We start from the raw sequence: 15,370 nt of genomic DNA, 5'->3' as shown, positions 1-15,370 counted from the left end.
TTCTGCTATTATGAGAGCCCGCCTTAGCGCACCAGTATTTTTCAATCCCCTGTATTTTCATTTTCTATTTTAAACATAAGAGTTTCTTTGTGACCCAAACCGAATTTTCTACCCTGTCGCTGGACCCAGCCCTCGTCGACAACCTTACTAGCCTTGAATACACGCGCATGACGCCCATTCAGGCGCAAAGTTTGCCATTGATGTTAAACGGCAAAGACGTGATTGCTCAGGCCAGTACGGGTAGCGGTAAAACCGTGGCCTTTGGCTTGGCGTTGCTGGCACGCTTAAACGTCAACCACTTGGCCGTGCAAACCATGGTCATTTGCCCCACTCGTGAGCTGGCGGATCAGGTAGCTCAAGAGCTGCGTCGTTTAGCGCGCGCCATGGCTAACGTAAAGCTAGTGGTGCTTTGTGGTGGCTCGCCCACCTCGGCGCAAACTGCCTCGTTAGAGTTTGGCGCACACATTGTAGTGGGCACGCCAGGGCGCATGCTTAAGCACTTAGAGCAAGGCAGCTTGCACTTAGATCATCTCAATACCTTGGTGTTGGATGAAGCTGACCGCATGCTGGACATGGGTTTTGCCTATGACATTGAGCAAGTAGTGGCGTATGCCCCCAAAGCTCGCCAAACCTTATTGTTCTCAGCCACCTATCCAAATGGTATCGCCGATTTAAGCCGCGGTTTACAGCAAAACCCTGAGCGCGTTTCGGTGGCCGATGAAAATCGCGCCGACACCATAGTGCAATTGCTATTTGAAGTGTCGCCGCATTTGCGAAAGCAAGCATTGGCCACCTTATTGGCCCATTATGCGCCGCGCTCGGCGGTAGTGTTTTGTAATACCAAGCGCGCCTGCCAAGAAGTGGCAGACCACTTAACGGAATTAGGCTTTGCTGCATTAGCGCTTAACGGTGACCTTGAGCAAAGAGAGCGCGATCAGGTACTGATCCGCTTTACCAATGGTAGCGCTAATATTCTGGTGGCCACTGACGTAGCCGCCCGTGGCTTGGACATTAAAGAGCTGGCGGCGGTCATTAACTACGACATTACCCAAGATCCCGAAGTGCACGTGCACCGCGTGGGTCGTACTGGCCGCGCCGGTCAGCAAGGTTTGGCGTTGAGCTTGTACAGCCCGCAAGAAGCGTACCGCGTGCACTTGATAGAAGAATATCAAAACGCGACTATCGTGCAGGGAACGCTGGCTGAACTGAACAGCAATACCCCACCGCTGCAGCCGGACATGGTGACCTTAAACATTGCCGGTGGTCGTAAGAGTAAAATTCGTGCCGGCGATATTCTCGGTGCCTTAACTGGCGAAGCCGGCATTAAAGGCGACCAAGTAGGCAAGATTAATATCTCAGAAATGCAGTCTTATGTGGCCGTGCACAAAGACGTCGCCAAGCAGGCGCTGAAGCACCTGCAGCAAGGCAAAATCAAAGGTCGTATCGTTAAAGTACGTCAGATCTAACTGATCAATTGAACGTGAAGCGCCAAGCATAAAAGATGTAATTTCTAGTCGGTAGAAGCCGCGTTAGTCGGCTGATTTTGCACAGCAAAACGTCACTTGAAAGCTCACAAGAGTGAATCAAAAAGACGAGAAGCTAGAAATTAAAAATACAAAAAAGCACCGAGTCTTATCAGCTCGGTGCTTTTTTATGTGCGCATGAATTACCGCAGAAGCACTGCGTTAGGCGTTTGCGACTACTCGCTGCTGGCGCTGCGGTTATTGTAGTTACGGTGTATGTAATCAATCTTGTCCATAAACTGCGCTTTGAGCTTTTCACTCGCGTAGTCAAATTTATAACTTTGGTGAAAGTTCAGCTGCAAGGTCACACCACTGCCTGATAACAGCACGCTGTAACCATCAAAGTCACTGCTGGCGATAATGCCTTCTAGTATATGACCATCTTCATAGGGCTCGCCGTGGTTGCGAATTTTATCGAATACTTCTAATACCACTTTGTTATTCAATTCATTTTCCATGCCTACCTCCTAAGTTAACTCACGTCTTACGCCGTAGGTTATCTGCTAAGCAAGCTGATACTTGCTTTAAGGTACGGCGTAAGACTTATGGCAATATTTATCTCGCTTACAAAGGCCATACCCAAAGTAACATAGGAATAGTTACCAGTATAACTAACAGGTCTAGCGGTAAACCTAAGCGCCAGTAATCACCAAACTTAAAGCCGCCGGGCCCTAAGATCAGGGTATTATTCTGATGACCAATGGGCGTTAAAAAGGCACACGATGCGCCTACCGCCACCGCCATTAAAAACGGATCCACGTTTACCCCTAACTGATTCGCGGTGCCAATGGCGATCGGGCACATCACAGCCGCGGTGGCGGCATTATTCATCAGATCCGAGAGGTTCATGGTGACCACCAAGATCAACACCAAGGCGACCACCGCATGACCTTGAGCCAGCTGATTAAGCAGCACATTAGCAATTAAACCTGCCGTACCGCTGCTTTCCATGGCTTGAGCCACCGGAATTAAGGCTCCGAGCAAGATAATTACCGGCCAATCGACGGCGTTGTACACGGCGCGTGGCGGCACGGTACGCACTATCATGGAGGCCAATACGCCTGCGGCAAAGGCCACCGCCGTCGGTAAAATACCCAAGGCGGCGATAGCCACCGACACCCCCATAATAATGGTGGCCATCACCGCCATGCGTTTGTTAGGAATGCGCAGTTCGCGCTCCGCTAATGGCACGCAGCCGGTGCTAGACGCAAATTCAGAAATCGCCTCAGGCCCGCCTTGCACCATTAATAAATCACCGGCCCGAAATGGCTGGGCGCGCAGCCGCTTCACGGATCTATTGCCTTGGCGTGAAATAGCCAACAGGTTAACACCAAAGCTGGTTCTTATTTGAATGCCCGCCGCCGTGCGCCCCAGCAAACTGGAGCTCGGCAACACCACTAACTCGCTTAAGATAATCTCATCGTTGTCCGCCGAACTGTCAGCACTCGACTCCGCTTTAGCCGAGTCTGTATCGGCTTTAGCGACCGATGCTATGTCGGCCGGCTCTTGAGCCTTACTCGCTTGAGCCTTAGCAGCAGGGACCTTACCGTTTTGTTCATTGGCTTTTTCTTTCGCTTGTTTCTCTTTTTCCTTTTCTTTCTCTTTTTCTTTTTCCTGCTTTTCGCGCTCATCCCGCGTGGCTTTCGCTTCTTCCAACTTTAACCCTAAGCTAGATAAAGCACTGGATAGGGTTTCTGCTTCCGCTTCTAGCATTAAGATATCGCCAGCACGGGTACGACGCCGAGGGCTAGGGGGGGTCACCCGCACTTCGTTGCGCACTAACCCCAACACCTGCGCATCCGCCTCGGTGAGTGCTAGCTCTATATCATGCAAGGTCATGCCCACCGCTTTACTGCCCTCCGGTACCCGCGCCTCGGTAATGTAAGCACCGGAGTCAAAGCTGTCTGCGCCCGCCTGCTTGCGCCCCGGCACGAGCCGCCAACCAATTAAGGCCACAAAGGCCACGCCTACCCCGGCCACTGCTAAGCCTACGGGAGTAAAATCAAACATGCTGAAGTTGCCATCGCCGTTGGCTTGGCGAAACCCCGAGACAATCAGGTTAGGTGGGGTACCAATTAAGGTGGTCATACCGCCCAAAATAGTGCCAAACGATAGCGGCATTAACACTTTACCGGTGGGTATTTGCTGGCGCCGGGCCATTTGCATCGCCACCGGCATCAATAGCGCCAGCGCGCCCACGTTATTCATAAAGGCAGACAAAAATGCGCCCAAGGCAGTTAAGGCGGCAATCGATAAGGTGGGGCCCGCATTAGACGGAAGACACAAGCGGGTGAGCACATCCACGGCGCCGGAATTCTGTAAGCCTTTACTGAGGATTAATACGCACGCTACGCTAATCACCGCCGGATGACTGATACCATCAAAAGCCGAGTCTGCAGGCACTAAGCCGGTGATCACACAGGCCAACAGCGCCGCTGCCGCAACCATGTCATGGCGCCAACGCCCCCATAAAAATAGCAATACAGTGCACAATAAAATAATGCTAATGGTGATTTGAGCTGAGTCCATTGAGTCTTGCTCCTACTAGAGGGCTATAAAGCTGGCTTAACTACAGAATATTAGGCTGTTTAGAATCACACAATAATGGGGTTTTGAATACTCAAATGTGCCCTTTGCAGTGTAGCAGTCCCCAACCCCGCCTTGGCAATAAATCAGCGCTCGTGTTCGGGCTATTGCAGGCGGCCTACCGCGTGAAATACGGGGTGCCAAACCCTAGGAGCAATGCCTGAATTCATTGCATAAGTGCAATGGTGGTCTTTAGCCTCGTGGCAGGCTAAAATCAGTTTTTTATAAAAACGGTAATTAGCATGATCAAGCTTGGCGATAACAACACCCTCCCTCTGATACGTTTAGATGATAAAGGCGGCTGGCTAGATGCCGATTCTTATGGTGAGGCTTTTATCCCTAAACGCCAGCTTCCGGCTAACTGTCAGCCTGGTGATGAGATTGCCGTTTTTATCTATCTGGATGCCGATCTTGAGCCTGTGGTCACCACCGACCAGCCCAAGGCAAAAGTTGAGCAATTTGCCACCTTGAAAGTAGTGACCAGTAATCGTCTGGGTGCTTTTCTTGATTGGGGCATGAAAAAAGATATTTTTGTGCCGGAGCGCAATCAAGTACAACCCATGGAAGTGGGCCGTAACTACGTGGTGTTTATCTATTTAGATCACGAAGGCCGCATGGTGGCCAGTAGCAAGCTAGACCGTTTCTACAGCCGTGAGCTGCCCACCTATAACGAGGGTGATGAAGTGGACTTACTGATTGCCGAGCCGACCCTGTTAGGTTTTAAGGCGGTGGTGGATAATCAGTTTGGCGGCTTATTATTTCGCTCAGATATCTCCGGTCGTTTACCGGTGGGTTTAAGTACCAAAGGCTACGTTAAACAAATGCGTGATGACGGTAAAATCGACCTCAGCTTGTTTAAACCCGGCCCTGGCAAAGTGGATGATGCAGCAGGCCTGATTCTCGACAAGCTCGAGCGCGCCGGTGGCAGTATGCAAGTCAGCGACAAAAGCGATCCTGATACTATTTTTCGCTTATTTGGCGTCAGTAAAGGCACCTTTAAAAAGGCCATTGGTGGCTTGTATAAGCAAGGCCAAATAGTGATTGAAGCCAGCGGCATTCGTATCGTTAAATAGTAGCTATGCGCACGCTTAGCGGTAGGCAGCGCGGTAATTTCAATGCTAGTATGACCCTGTTACAAATGCAGCCTGATGGTAGAAACAGGCGGTGCTACCGCCTTTCAAGCAATGGAAATGTAACAGGTTTTATCATCTTTACGCCCTATTAGGCTGCCATAAGACTGCATTTGTCACTTTTGCTCAGTTATGCAAATACATACAAATACTGTCTGGTTAACCAGTGCAGCTAACAAATAAGGTTGATTGATGACACAGATTAGAATCGCCATTGCCGGCTATGGCAACCTTGGCCGTGGTGCAGAAGCCGCCATTAAGCAAAGTCCAGACATGCGTCTTGTGTCCGTATTCAGCCGCCGCGATCCCGCGAGCGTCACCTTACTCGACAGCTCAGTCCCCGTTTATGCCATGGATGACATCGAGCAATATCAAAACGACATCGATGTGCTGCTGTTATGCGGCGGCTCCAAGTCAGACTTGCCCGAGCAAGGCCCACAGTTAGCCGGTTTATTTAATATCGTCGACAGCTTCGATACCCACGCTAAAATTCCTGAGTATTTCACCGCCCTCGATGCGCCAGCAAAATCCGCAGGCAAAGTCGCGCTCTTGTCAGTAGGTTGGGATCCAGGTTTGTTCTCGTTAAACCGTCTCTATGGCGAAGCCATTTTACCGGTGGGCGAAACCTATACGTTTTGGGGCAAAGGCTTAAGCCAAGGTCACTCAGATGCCGTGCGTCGCGTAGCGGGCGTTAAGTCTGGCGTGCAGTACACAATTCCCTCAGAGTCAGCAATGGCCCGAGTACGTAACGGTGAACAACCTACCCTGAGTACCCGTGAGAAACACACTCGCGAATGCTTTATCGTATTAGCAGACGGCGCCGATGCCGAAGCCGTACGCTCAACCATCGTCAACATGCCGGATTACTTCTCCGACTACGACACCACCGTGAACTTTATTGACGCACACACCTTTAGCGAACAGCACAGCAGCATGCCCCACGGCGGCTTTGTTATTCGCAGTGGCGTAAGCGGCAGCGACAACGCTAAACAAGTGTTGGAGTTCTCGTTAAAGCTGGGCAGTAACCCTGGGTTTACTTCTAGCGTGTTAGTGGCTTACGCCCGCGCCGCTTATAAGATGAATCAAGCAGGTGAAACCGGTGCGAAAACCGTCCTCGACGTTGCCCCAGGTTTGTTGTCTCCTAAGACACCGGCTGAGCTGCGTAAAGAGCTGCTGTAATACTAGCGCCAGGCGCCCAGCACCAAGCGCCTAGCTAAAAATAAAAAAGCACCGAGCCATTAAGGTCGGTGCTTTTTTTTGAGGTTACGGCGGCTTGTGCTGGCTTTGCCTCACTCTTACCTCACTCTTTACGCCTAACACCTCACATCATGATGCGCTTACGCTGAATATTAAATCTTCGAAATAAAACTCGCTAACCACGCTAACGCCGGTACTTCCGGATCCAGCGTTTCACCCGCATCAACGGTCAGCATCTCAGTTACCGCTTGGGCCTGCAGTTCTTGTAATAAGTCACTAAACTGGCGGCCACCACCGCAAAAATGCTCGTAGCTGCTGTCGCCCAGTGCGGCCAGTGCATAACGTAACTGTGGCATGGGCGGGCTGTTAGCCCGTATCTCTTCAAACAGCGGCAAGATATCTGCCGGTAATTCGCCTTGCCCCGTGGTGGACGTCACCACTAACCAAAAATGCGCGGGGTTTAAGTCTGCTAACGCTGCCTCTTCATGCAACACCACTTGATGGCCAGCACCGATTAACGCTTCTTCTAAGCTCTCTGCCACCGACATAGCCGAGCCATATACGCTGCCCACTATGATATCTATTGCCGTCATTTATACTCCTTAAAAATGTAGACCGATCAAATATCGCCGTACGCTTTACGTTAAAAATAACCACCGCTCGGGTAGCACTGCTGCATTAGAACCTGCGGCGCAGGTTTTAGCGGCTAAAGCGCGCTACTACAGTATGTGCCACACGCCGATATCGTCGCCCCTGACTCTACCAGTTAAACGCTTTCATAATACGCTGCCATTGCTGATCAAGGCTCGCCTCAAGTAGCAAAGGCATACCGGTCACAGGGTGCGTTAACGCTAAGCTCTGAGCATGCAATAACATGCGTTCGCAGGCATATTGACTGCGAAAAAATCGATTATGCCGCCCATCGCCGTGACTGGTATCACCCACTATGGGATGAAATAAATGCGCCATATGGCGGCGTAGCTGATGCTTGCGCCCAGTTTCAGGCATTAAGCGCACCAAGCTGTAACGGCTGGTATCGTGCTTTTTTGATACTGCAAACGGCAGCTCAATTTGGGCCAAGCTCTGCCAATGGGTCACCGCTTCTTGAGGGGGCTTATCCACATCGGCAAACTTATCGGCAATGGCATCTGGCTGAAAGCTAAGCGCATAGTCCAATGTACCCTGCTGCGGCATAAAACCGCGCACCACAGCTAAATACTGCTTTACTACCTTATGCTCGGTAAAGGCCTCGGTCAGACTGCGGGCCACGGTTGAGCTTTTGGCAAATAACAGCACGCCCGACGTTGGCCTGTCCAGTCTGTGTACCGGAAACACATGACAGCCCACCGCATCACGGGTGAGCTGCATGGCAAAACGCGTCTCGCCTTTATCCAACCAGCTACGATGCACTAACAGACCGGCCTCTTTATTGATGGCCACTATGCTGTCATCTTCAAAGATAATGTCGATGCCATTGTCTATTCGGTTACTGTTTATGCGCGGATCAGGTTCTGAGCTTAGCGTCGCATCTGGATGCTGCTCGCAGCTCTTGGCGTTGATAATTGCTGAATTCATGCTTGGCGCTCGACTGACTGGCCAGACAAGGCTTCATCTAACTGAGCAATGGCTTCGATTAGGTCGCCTGTGTCTTCCACTACGCCGGCAAAGCTCTCTTGAGCCATGGGATACACGCTAATCTTACCGGGCAACGGCAGGCCGCTGGCCAACAAGGTGCGCAAGCGCGCCAACAGTACAAACTGGAGCCACTGGGCCAAGCTCAAGGTATCCACTGCAAACGGCAGCGTGCTGGCCAGCGCCTTGGCGTTGGGTGGGGCATCTTGCCACCAAGACAGCGCCTTTAGCTCCGCTTCAATGGCATTGAGTAACCTTTTTATGGTCGCTGATTCTACAGTAGCTACTTGCTGTGTGGTGACATCTAACGGGTATGTTGGCGCAACGGGCATCGGGCAGGTCCTCTTTAAACACCCGACCACTATACCATCTTGCCCCCAGACTCCCTATAATCGACGCCTATGCAACAGGAGAAACCGATGCAAATAAATACCTTGAGTGAATTTTTAACCCAGGCAGGCACCGAGTTTCGCCTTTTCGATCTGGGCCGGCGTTTACAGGCCATTGAGCCTGCGGATTTTCTGGCTATTGAAGCCCAGCAGCGCCCTTATCCTTGGCCATTGCAGCGTCACGCTTGGTTGGCAGTGTGCTACTGGCAAACCCACAGCCCTGAGCAACCTTACATTTGGTTTTTAAAGTTGCCGCTCGATGAGCGCGGCTTATTTAATAATGGCGCGGTAAAGTACTTTTTAGCCGCCTTAGTGGAGCAGTTAGGTCAAGACTTAACCGCGCCTTTAAGCGATGAGCAACAGCAAAAACTGGCACAAACGCCTTTTACCTTTGCGCCGTCTCAAGAAAAGCTGGCCGCGTTTCATGCCCGCTTAGGCTTAGCGCTAAACACAGCCCCGTCCCACTTTTATCAAGGTACGCTCGATTTTTTGGCGACGCCCGAACAACACGACTGGCAGCAGTTGGGCTTGCAAGGTTTAGCAGAAGTGGCCGCGCGCTTGCAGCAAGACGTATCTCTCAGTCAGCTGTTGGCGCGCCAATGGCCGCAATTGCCCGTACCCGTACAAACCGCACTTTGCCAGCAGTGTGAGCATCAGCCGCTGCCCGACAATATCAATCACTTACTGCTAGACGCGGTCAACCACGAGCTAGAGCGCCACACGCCCGATGATGAGCGCATCGCATTATTGTTACGCGCCACGGCCGCCAGCCCCGCATTTGTAGCTCGCCAGCAAAAAATCGCCACCCTACTCAGCTTGGCCCCCAGCCAAGCCTTAATGCTGTGTTTAGTGGCGCGGCTTTGGCAAGAGCTCACCGATGAAACACTATTGCTGCAGTATTTAAGCCAGCTGGCCGAGCGACACGGGGACTTATTTAATGGCGTGTTTAGCGAATTGGTATCAATGCCTGCGCTGCGGCCGTTAATCTTAAGCAACTTGCACAATGCGACATTAGCACCAGCCCTAAAAGACGCGCTGGGTGCGTTATATACGGCGGATGCATGACAGAGTTAATTGGTTTAGTCGCGTTAATCTTGCTCGGCGCCGGCTATTGGCAGCTAAGACGCCAAAGCGAGTTTGCGCAAGCTTGGTTAGCGCGTTATTGTCGAGGACAAAGCTTTCAATTATTGAGTGTGTATCGCTATCGATTCGTCTGGCAGAAAGGTCGCATACTCACCCAGTTTCGCTTTGAGTTTAGCCATGATGGTCTGCAACATAACGAAGGCAAGTTATGGCTGCATCGCCTTACCGTGCTCAATGTGGAATTGCCCATTTTACGCGAGCCTGATTCACCTATGCTTTAAGCGTGAGGCGTGAGGCGCACGCAACCCTACTTTCAACTTAACGAGTAGCAAATTAAGGAGATTTTATGATGGAATCTATTAATCATCCCTTGAGTGAACTGTTTGAGCAATTAGGCTTAGATGCCAGCCATGACGGCATTGAGCAGTTTATTGCCAGTCACACCCTGCCCGCTGAGTTGGAGTTAGCTAACGCCCCTTTTTGGAGTCCAGCTCAAGCTAATTTCTTAAAAGAAGGCTGGCAATCAGACTCAGACTGGGCAGAAGTAATAGACCAACTCAATGTCAGTCTTAGATAAAGGTTAATCCCGTTCATGTCACAACAGCAAATACTCACGGCCATGCAGCAACTCGCCGCCGAGGGCAAGGCATTGACCACGGCGGCAGTGCGAGCACGGCTCACCACGCCCGTGCCTTTAAGTGAGCTGTTAGCGCTGGTAAGCCGTTATAAGCAAGACCCTCAGAGCTTACCGCCCTTAGCAAATTTGACGGCCAGCGTGAATACTTCAACCCCAAATAAGCATGATAGCCATGGGCACTTGAGCGCTCGCTTGGCAACACTCGAGCACACAGTTGCCGAACAGGCGCTCAGACTGGCGCGTTTAGAAGAATTATTACTGGCCACTGTAGATGGCGAAACAGGGTTAATGGCCAACTTAAATACTGCGGTAAAGGACTAACTGATGTGGGTATGTGAACTGCACTTTGATTGTTATCAAGAAACCCAACTGGCCGAGGCAGAGCCCGCCATTCGCCAATTTATTGATGCGCTGCGCTATAACGGCCAGATTGTTGGCCGAGAGTTTCCTACCGCCATGCACGCCGACGGCCTCACCGCGCGGGTGGTGTGCCCCGAGCAAGACAGCCTGCATGCTCGCTATCACAGCCGCCAAGTAGCATTAGCCATCTCTAACTTGCATCATGTTGGTCTCACCAGCCCTAAAGTGACGCTAAAAGGCCAAGATCTCAACTCAGACACCACGGATGCCTGCAGCGCCCGTCCTTGGCAGTTGCTCTACACCACTTATTTACATTCTTGTTCACCCCTGCGCTGTGGCGAACACCTAGCCCCCGTGCCCTTGTACCAGATACCGGCGGTGGCCAATGGCGACTTTAAGCAAGTATTAAAATGGCAAGAAGACTGGGAAGCCTGCGACCAACTGCAAATGAACGGCTCTATTTTAGAGCACGCGGCGGTAAGCGAAATTAGCGAGCCAGAGTCTCGGATCAGCCAGCGCGGCAGAAAGCTTGCTAAGCACATAGAGTCCTTAACCGCGATCCCTACTTTTTATTACCTGTATCGCGTGGGCGGCGACAGCTTAAGCGCCGAGCAAGCGCGCCCCTGCCCCAGCTGTGGCCAGCCTTGGCGGTTAAGCGAGCCGCTGCATGAGGTGTTTGATTTCAAATGCGAACCCTGTCGCTTGATCTCTAATCTATCCTGGGATTTTAAAGACTAAACGCAAAGCGTTTAGCGCTTTACGTAAAGACAGTGCGATTTCTAGGCTGCCCAAAGATCTTGTAGTGTGCCTCGTCTCTTCAGTGAAGAGGACTTCGGCACGGTTTTGGGTTTAGCTTGGTGCTTGGCGCCGGGCGCTGTTATATCAACACACCTCTACTTGGCGTAAAAACGTCGCTAGATTTGGGGCCAGCACGCCGATCACACCTTTGCCTAGGCGCTCTAATTGCACTTCGCCGGTGGCATTGTTTAAAGTCACCAATTTTTGCTCATCACGGCAACTGGCTAAAAACCAGCTAGGGGCTAATTTAAGTTTTTTCATCATCAAATGATGAGCAATTTGATTTTGCTGCAACCGCTCAAAGTCGGCTTCATTCCACGGCTGCAACAAAGTTAAAAACAAACCTTTAAAACAGCCCTCTATATTGCCCGCATAATAGTGGCCAAAAAATGCGCTTACATCCGGATGTACCGCTATTTCTAAAGCATCGGCTAAGTTTGAAAATGAGCTAGGCTCAGGCTTTCGCCATGCCTGCCAGCCTACCTGTCCGGCAAGAGCGGGCAAGAGTTCTGCTGGGGAGGGGAAATCTGCATCGTGCACCACCAAGGGAATACCGCCCACCCTTCGTTGGCGAGCAAATACCTCACCGAGCGCGTTCACCACTTGATCTTGCATACTAAAGTCTCACAATAAGGGCAGATCCTCTTATTCTACCTACTGGATATTGAAATGACACCCGAGCAAAAATATCAATCAAGCCATGCATTAGACGCATTGGCGCTTGGTAAACAAAGCAGTTATGTCAGCGAGTATGACGCCAGCCAATTACAAGGGGTGCCCCGTAGCTTAAATCGCGATGACTTAGGTTTAACCTCAGAGACGCTGCCCTTTGCCGGTGAAGACTTGTGGAACTTGTATGAATTATCTTGGCTGAATCGCAAAGGTAAACCTGTGGTGGCCATGGGTGAGGTGCGCGTGCCCATCACTAGCCTTAATCTTATCGAGTCAAAGTCCTTTAAGCTGTACTTGAATAGCTTCAACCAAACCGCTTTCGATAATATTGAAGAAGTAGAGGAAGTGTTAACTCGGGACTTAAGCTTATGCGCTCAAGCAGCGGTCAAGGTAAACCTGTATGAGCTGCAAAATGCGCCCAGCCAATTTGGCATCTTATCCGGCGATTGCATCGATCAGCTAGATATAGACGTACAGCACTATCAGCCCCATCCTGAGCTATTACAAAATATCACCGACGACGAATGGGTCAGCGAAACCCTGCATTCACACCTGCTGAAGTCTAATTGTTTGGTCACCGGCCAGCCGGACTGGGGCAGTGTAATGATCCGCTATCAAGGGCCGCGTATCAATCGCGAAGCCTTATTGCGCTATTTGGTCTCGTTTCGCCAACATAATGAGTTTCATGAACAATGCGTGGAGCGTATTTTTATGGACTTATTACAGCATGCCAAGACGAAAGAGCTCACCGTTTATGCCCGCTACACCCGCCGTGGCGGACTCGACATCAATCCTTATCGCAGTAACGTAGCCGGCAAAGCCGCCAATGTGCGCTTACAACGCCAATAGCCGCGTTGCGGTAATGTTTAGGGTCTGTTGACCTTAGGGGCCAATGAAAAACAAAAAACTAAACTGGCTCCAAGTGCTCTTTATCTCAGAGACGGGCCCTAACATTGGCCGCCATCAATGACGGCTTAGGTGTAATGTACGGCGTGTAACGTAAGACGCATAACGCAAGGCGTGCTGCGTCTTCGGACTTCATTCGGTCTGCACTTATGCTAAACTCGCCGCCTATCCGCTAGCTGTACGGAATATGTAATTGTGATTTTGTCTGTTGCCGTGTTGGTTTCCCATTTGGCGGGTGCCCCTGTACTGGCGCCACACCAAACTGAGTCTGTTGAACTACAACGGGCCCAGCAACTTATGCTGAGCCGCCCCGCCGAATGCGTGGCCATGACCCAAGTCTTTTTACAGCGTAAAGAAATGGATCCCGCCAAGTTGGTTAACTCTCGTCAAGACTTTGACCAACAAACCATGGCCAAGCAATATCGCTCACGGGAACAAAGCCTTACCGCATGGCAAACTCAAGCCTTGTGCCAAGCTAATGCCGGCTTAATGGGCCCAGCTAATACCAGCATTAATCAGGCCGTTAAATTGGCGAAGCTCTATCATCAGGCCGACAGCGAAGCGGCCAGTTTAATGATCAAAGCGAAATTTTTATTAGCACGCCAAGATGCTAAACAGGCGAAGGCGCTGCTGGATAAAGCACAAACCTTACTTGATACACACAGTAACAGTGCCTTACAACAAGCCCTCCCCTTGCTCCAAGCCAGCAGCCTCTTCTACCAGCACCAAGTAGAAGAGGCCCGCTCGGCGTTTGAACATATTCGCCTGCAAGCACAAGAAGAAAATCTGTATACCCAACAAGCATGGGCCAATTATTTACTGGCGGATTACTATCGGTTTTTACACCAAGACGAATTAGCCCTCTCTCACTACGCCGAAACCCTCAGTCTGTTGGGTAAGCGCCAGCAATATTATTTAAAAGCGATGGCCGCAGAAAAAGCCGCCGCCATTAATGCCGCCTTAGGGGAAAATGAACAAGCGATTCATTTTGCAAATCTGGCCACCAGTGAGTTTGAGCTATTGGGTAATCCCAGCCTATTGATCAGCTCTTTGATTAACTTAGGTAAGGTAACCCGCACCAGCAATCAAGATGCCAGCCTGTCTTTGGTCTACTTTTTTAATGCACTGGATTTAGCTAAAATCTTGGCCAACAACGACCAAATCGCCCAATTGTATTTAGAAATTGGTCACAGCTATCGGGTACTGGGCAACGAGGCGGAGGCGCTGCATTACTTGACTCAAGCCCGTATCAACTTTGAGCGCAATAATAACCAGCCTCAGCAAATAGATGCCTTGCATCAATTAGGGCAATTGTATGTGGCACAGCAAGAAAGCGGCTTGGCGTTATTGCAGCTTGAGCAGGCGCTGCGTTTAGCGAATGGCCTTAACGATGTGCCGCGCCTGATTGAGAGTCACCGTTTATTAGCACTCCTGTTTGAATACAGCAATAACCCCAGCCAGGCGTTAATGCATCATAAGGCTTATCACGACTACTTTGCCCGTGCCAGTCAGCTTAATCGCTTACTCACCCAAAGCTTGGTACAAGACAATGAACAGCAACTGCAGCAAGAGCGAGAACTAGCCACCTTACGCCAGCAAGGCGCCCAGTTAAAACAAGACAACCAACGTTATGCCTTATTAACCGCCGTGTTAGTGCTGAGTGTGCCGTTATTGTTGTACGCACTCTGGCATCATAGAATTCGTCGTCGACACTTGTTTGAGCAAAATCAGGTCTTAAGCCACTCCTTATTATTGGAGTCAAGAACCGGCTTGCCGAATTGGCGCCAGCTTATGCTGAGGTTGCCCAAAGAGTTAGCCAAGAGTCAGCTGCGCTCTGAGCAATGGTATTTAAATGAAGAGCAAGCGCTGCCGTTTAGCGACAAAACTTACTACTTGTTGCTGCATGTGCCTTTTATGGTTAACTTAAGTGAGCGCTTAGGGCTGATGGCCGCAAGCACGCTGCAACAACAGCTAGGTGAATATCTGCAAGGGCGTATTCACCCTGCGGCGCGGCTGTATGACTTGCGTGAAGGCCAGTTTATTTATGTAATTTCTCAGCGCCAAGTTAGCTCATTGCAGCAGACACTCACCAGCCTAGAGCGCATGTTTGACGAGTTTCCGTCTACCTTTGACTTAGATAGGCGCTTAGCCATCGGCATTATTGGTCATCCTTTCTTGCCAAAAGCCCCTCATGCGCTGGATGATATGCGCATGGGTGATATTTTATATCTGGCCATGGCGGCGGCGCATGAAATTAGTAAAGAAACCGGTGATAAAGCTTGGGTTGAATTGTTGGCACTGGATTGCCAGCAAGCCGCCTTTTTTAATGGTGATATTCGCCATTGTTGCATTCAAGCTATTCTCAAGGGTTTAGTGAAGGTAAATTGTTCACATAAAAAGCACCACATAGACTGGCAAGCTTTAGCCCCTGAACTGGCAAAGACCATTTAATTTTTA

General features: G+C 50.6%; 16 protein-coding genes. 10 read left to right on the top strand and 6 right to left on the bottom strand.

Annotation, left to right across the window (positions count from 1 at the left end; genetic code table 11):
* Positions 1-89 precede the first annotated feature (89 nt).
* A complete protein-coding gene (gene dbpA / locus CBP31_RS13390; RefSeq protein ID WP_087038114.1) occupies positions 90-1,466 on the top strand; it encodes an ATP-dependent RNA helicase DbpA in 1,377 nt (458 codons plus the stop codon).
* 233 nt (positions 1,467-1,699) lie between these two features.
* Here dbpA and CBP31_RS13385 read toward each other — a convergent pair whose 3' ends face one another.
* Together CBP31_RS13385 and CBP31_RS13380 are read right to left on the bottom strand one after the other, a co-directional pair.
* Positions 1,700-1,981 (bottom strand): DUF3081 domain-containing protein, encoded by a 282-nt coding sequence (locus CBP31_RS13385; protein ID WP_087038112.1) that lies wholly within the window; start codon positions 1,979-1,981, stop codon positions 1,700-1,702.
* Positions 1,982-2,087: 106 nt separating this feature from the next.
* On the bottom strand, positions 2,088-4,052 hold the full coding sequence (locus tag CBP31_RS13380) for an SLC13 family permease (protein WP_087038110.1): 1,965 nt from the start codon (positions 4,050-4,052) through the stop codon (positions 2,088-2,090).
* Positions 4,053-4,351: 299 nt separating this feature from the next.
* Here CBP31_RS13380 and CBP31_RS13375 point away from each other — a divergent pair, with 299 nt between their 5' ends.
* Both CBP31_RS13375 and CBP31_RS13370 read left to right on the top strand, forming a co-directional pair.
* On the top strand, positions 4,352-5,182 hold the full coding sequence (locus CBP31_RS13375) for a CvfB family protein (protein ID WP_087038108.1): 831 nt from the start codon (positions 4,352-4,354) through the stop codon (positions 5,180-5,182).
* 249 nt (positions 5,183-5,431) lie between these two features.
* Positions 5,432-6,418 (top strand): diaminopimelate dehydrogenase, encoded by a 987-nt coding sequence (locus CBP31_RS13370; RefSeq protein WP_227875039.1) that lies wholly within the window; start codon positions 5,432-5,434, stop codon positions 6,416-6,418.
* Between the two features lie 170 nt (positions 6,419-6,588).
* On the opposite strand, the gene CBP31_RS13365 is transcribed toward CBP31_RS13370, so the two are convergent.
* The 3 genes from CBP31_RS13365 to CBP31_RS13355 form a co-directional block, all read right to left on the bottom strand.
* A complete protein-coding gene (locus CBP31_RS13365; protein ID WP_087038104.1) occupies positions 6,589-7,029 on the bottom strand; it encodes a flavodoxin in 441 nt (146 codons plus the stop codon).
* A 166-nt stretch (positions 7,030-7,195) separates the two neighbouring features.
* The gene (gene truC / locus CBP31_RS13360) at positions 7,196-8,011 is read right to left on the bottom strand and encodes a tRNA pseudouridine(65) synthase TruC (protein WP_087038102.1); all 816 of its coding nucleotides are present in this window, start codon (positions 8,009-8,011) and stop codon (positions 7,196-7,198) included.
* Complete coding sequence (locus CBP31_RS13355) at positions 8,008-8,400, bottom strand: YqcC family protein (RefSeq protein WP_087038100.1); 393 nt, start codon at positions 8,398-8,400, stop codon at positions 8,008-8,010. The genes truC and CBP31_RS13355 overlap by 4 nt, the downstream gene beginning before the upstream one ends.
* Positions 8,401-8,487: 87 nt before the next feature.
* Here CBP31_RS13355 and CBP31_RS13350 point away from each other — a divergent pair, with 87 nt between their 5' ends.
* The 5 genes from CBP31_RS13350 (at position 8,488) to CBP31_RS13330 (ending at position 11,275) form a co-directional block, all read left to right on the top strand.
* Positions 8,488-9,522 carry a DUF3549 family protein gene (locus CBP31_RS13350; RefSeq protein WP_087038098.1) on the top strand — a complete coding sequence of 345 codons (1,035 nt, stop codon included), beginning with the start codon at positions 8,488-8,490 and terminating at the stop codon, positions 9,520-9,522.
* Complete coding sequence (locus CBP31_RS13345; protein ID WP_087038096.1) at positions 9,519-9,821, top strand: DUF3301 domain-containing protein; 303 nt, start codon at positions 9,519-9,521, stop codon at positions 9,819-9,821. The genes CBP31_RS13350 and CBP31_RS13345 overlap by 4 nt, the downstream gene beginning before the upstream one ends.
* Before the next feature lie 65 nt (positions 9,822-9,886).
* Positions 9,887-10,117 (top strand): DUF2789 domain-containing protein, encoded by a 231-nt coding sequence (locus tag CBP31_RS13340; RefSeq protein WP_456093782.1) that lies wholly within the window; start codon positions 9,887-9,889, stop codon positions 10,115-10,117.
* 15 nt (positions 10,118-10,132) lie between these two features.
* Positions 10,133-10,498, top strand: coding sequence for a hypothetical protein (locus tag CBP31_RS13335; RefSeq protein ID WP_087038094.1), 366 nt, complete (start codon positions 10,133-10,135; stop codon positions 10,496-10,498).
* Between the two features lie 3 nt (positions 10,499-10,501).
* The gene (locus CBP31_RS13330) at positions 10,502-11,275 is read left to right on the top strand and encodes a Zn-ribbon-containing protein (protein ID WP_087038092.1); all 774 of its coding nucleotides are present in this window, start codon (positions 10,502-10,504) and stop codon (positions 11,273-11,275) included.
* A gap of 144 nt (positions 11,276-11,419) precedes the next feature.
* Here the strand turns inward: CBP31_RS13330 and CBP31_RS13325 are convergent, their stop codons facing one another.
* The gene (locus tag CBP31_RS13325; protein WP_087038090.1) at positions 11,420-11,950 is read right to left on the bottom strand and encodes a SecY-interacting protein Syd; all 531 of its coding nucleotides are present in this window, start codon (positions 11,948-11,950) and stop codon (positions 11,420-11,422) included.
* 54 nt (positions 11,951-12,004) lie between these two features.
* On the opposite strand from CBP31_RS13325, the gene queF reads away from it, so the two are divergent.
* Positions 12,005-12,856 (top strand): NADPH-dependent 7-cyano-7-deazaguanine reductase QueF, encoded by an 852-nt coding sequence (queF, locus tag CBP31_RS13320; RefSeq protein ID WP_087038088.1) that lies wholly within the window; start codon positions 12,005-12,007, stop codon positions 12,854-12,856.
* Between the two features lie 252 nt (positions 12,857-13,108).
* Positions 13,109-15,364: a tetratricopeptide repeat protein gene (locus CBP31_RS13315; RefSeq protein WP_087038086.1), complete on the top strand. Its 2,256-nt coding sequence runs from the start codon at positions 13,109-13,111 to the stop codon at positions 15,362-15,364.
* Positions 15,365-15,370 lie beyond the last annotated feature (6 nt).

This window comes from Oceanisphaera profunda (genome assembly GCF_002157895.1).
Taxonomy (GTDB): Bacteria; Pseudomonadota; Gammaproteobacteria; order Enterobacterales; family Aeromonadaceae; genus Oceanimonas; species Oceanimonas profunda.
Note: the sequence above shows the minus strand (reverse complement) of the source record. Positions and strands in the feature narration are given on the sequence as shown.

Coding starts and splice junctions, on each gene's coding strand:
- CBP31_RS13385 (WP_087038112.1), bottom strand. CDS start 1,981: ATGGAAAATGAATTGAATAACAAAGTGGTATTAGAAGTATTCGATAAA.
- CBP31_RS13380 (WP_087038110.1), bottom strand. CDS start 4,052: ATGGACTCAGCTCAAATCACCATTAGCATTATTTTATTGTGCACTGTA.
- CBP31_RS13375 (WP_087038108.1), top strand. CDS start 4,352: ATGATCAAGCTTGGCGATAACAACACCCTCCCTCTGATACGTTTAGAT.
- CBP31_RS13370 (WP_227875039.1), top strand. CDS start 5,432: ATGACACAGATTAGAATCGCCATTGCCGGCTATGGCAACCTTGGCCGT.
- CBP31_RS13365 (WP_087038104.1), bottom strand. CDS start 7,029: ATGACGGCAATAGATATCATAGTGGGCAGCGTATATGGCTCGGCTATG.
- truC (WP_087038102.1), bottom strand. CDS start 8,011: ATGAATTCAGCAATTATCAACGCCAAGAGCTGCGAGCAGCATCCAGAT.
- CBP31_RS13355 (WP_087038100.1), bottom strand. CDS start 8,400: ATGCCCGTTGCGCCAACATACCCGTTAGATGTCACCACACAGCAAGTA.
- CBP31_RS13350 (WP_087038098.1), top strand. CDS start 8,488: ATGCAAATAAATACCTTGAGTGAATTTTTAACCCAGGCAGGCACCGAG.
- CBP31_RS13345 (WP_087038096.1), top strand. CDS start 9,519: ATGACAGAGTTAATTGGTTTAGTCGCGTTAATCTTGCTCGGCGCCGGC.
- CBP31_RS13340 (WP_456093782.1), top strand. CDS start 9,887: ATGATGGAATCTATTAATCATCCCTTGAGTGAACTGTTTGAGCAATTA.
- CBP31_RS13335 (WP_087038094.1), top strand. CDS start 10,133: ATGTCACAACAGCAAATACTCACGGCCATGCAGCAACTCGCCGCCGAG.
- CBP31_RS13330 (WP_087038092.1), top strand. CDS start 10,502: ATGTGGGTATGTGAACTGCACTTTGATTGTTATCAAGAAACCCAACTG.
- CBP31_RS13325 (WP_087038090.1), bottom strand. CDS start 11,950: ATGCAAGATCAAGTGGTGAACGCGCTCGGTGAGGTATTTGCTCGCCAA.
- queF (WP_087038088.1), top strand. CDS start 12,005: ATGACACCCGAGCAAAAATATCAATCAAGCCATGCATTAGACGCATTG.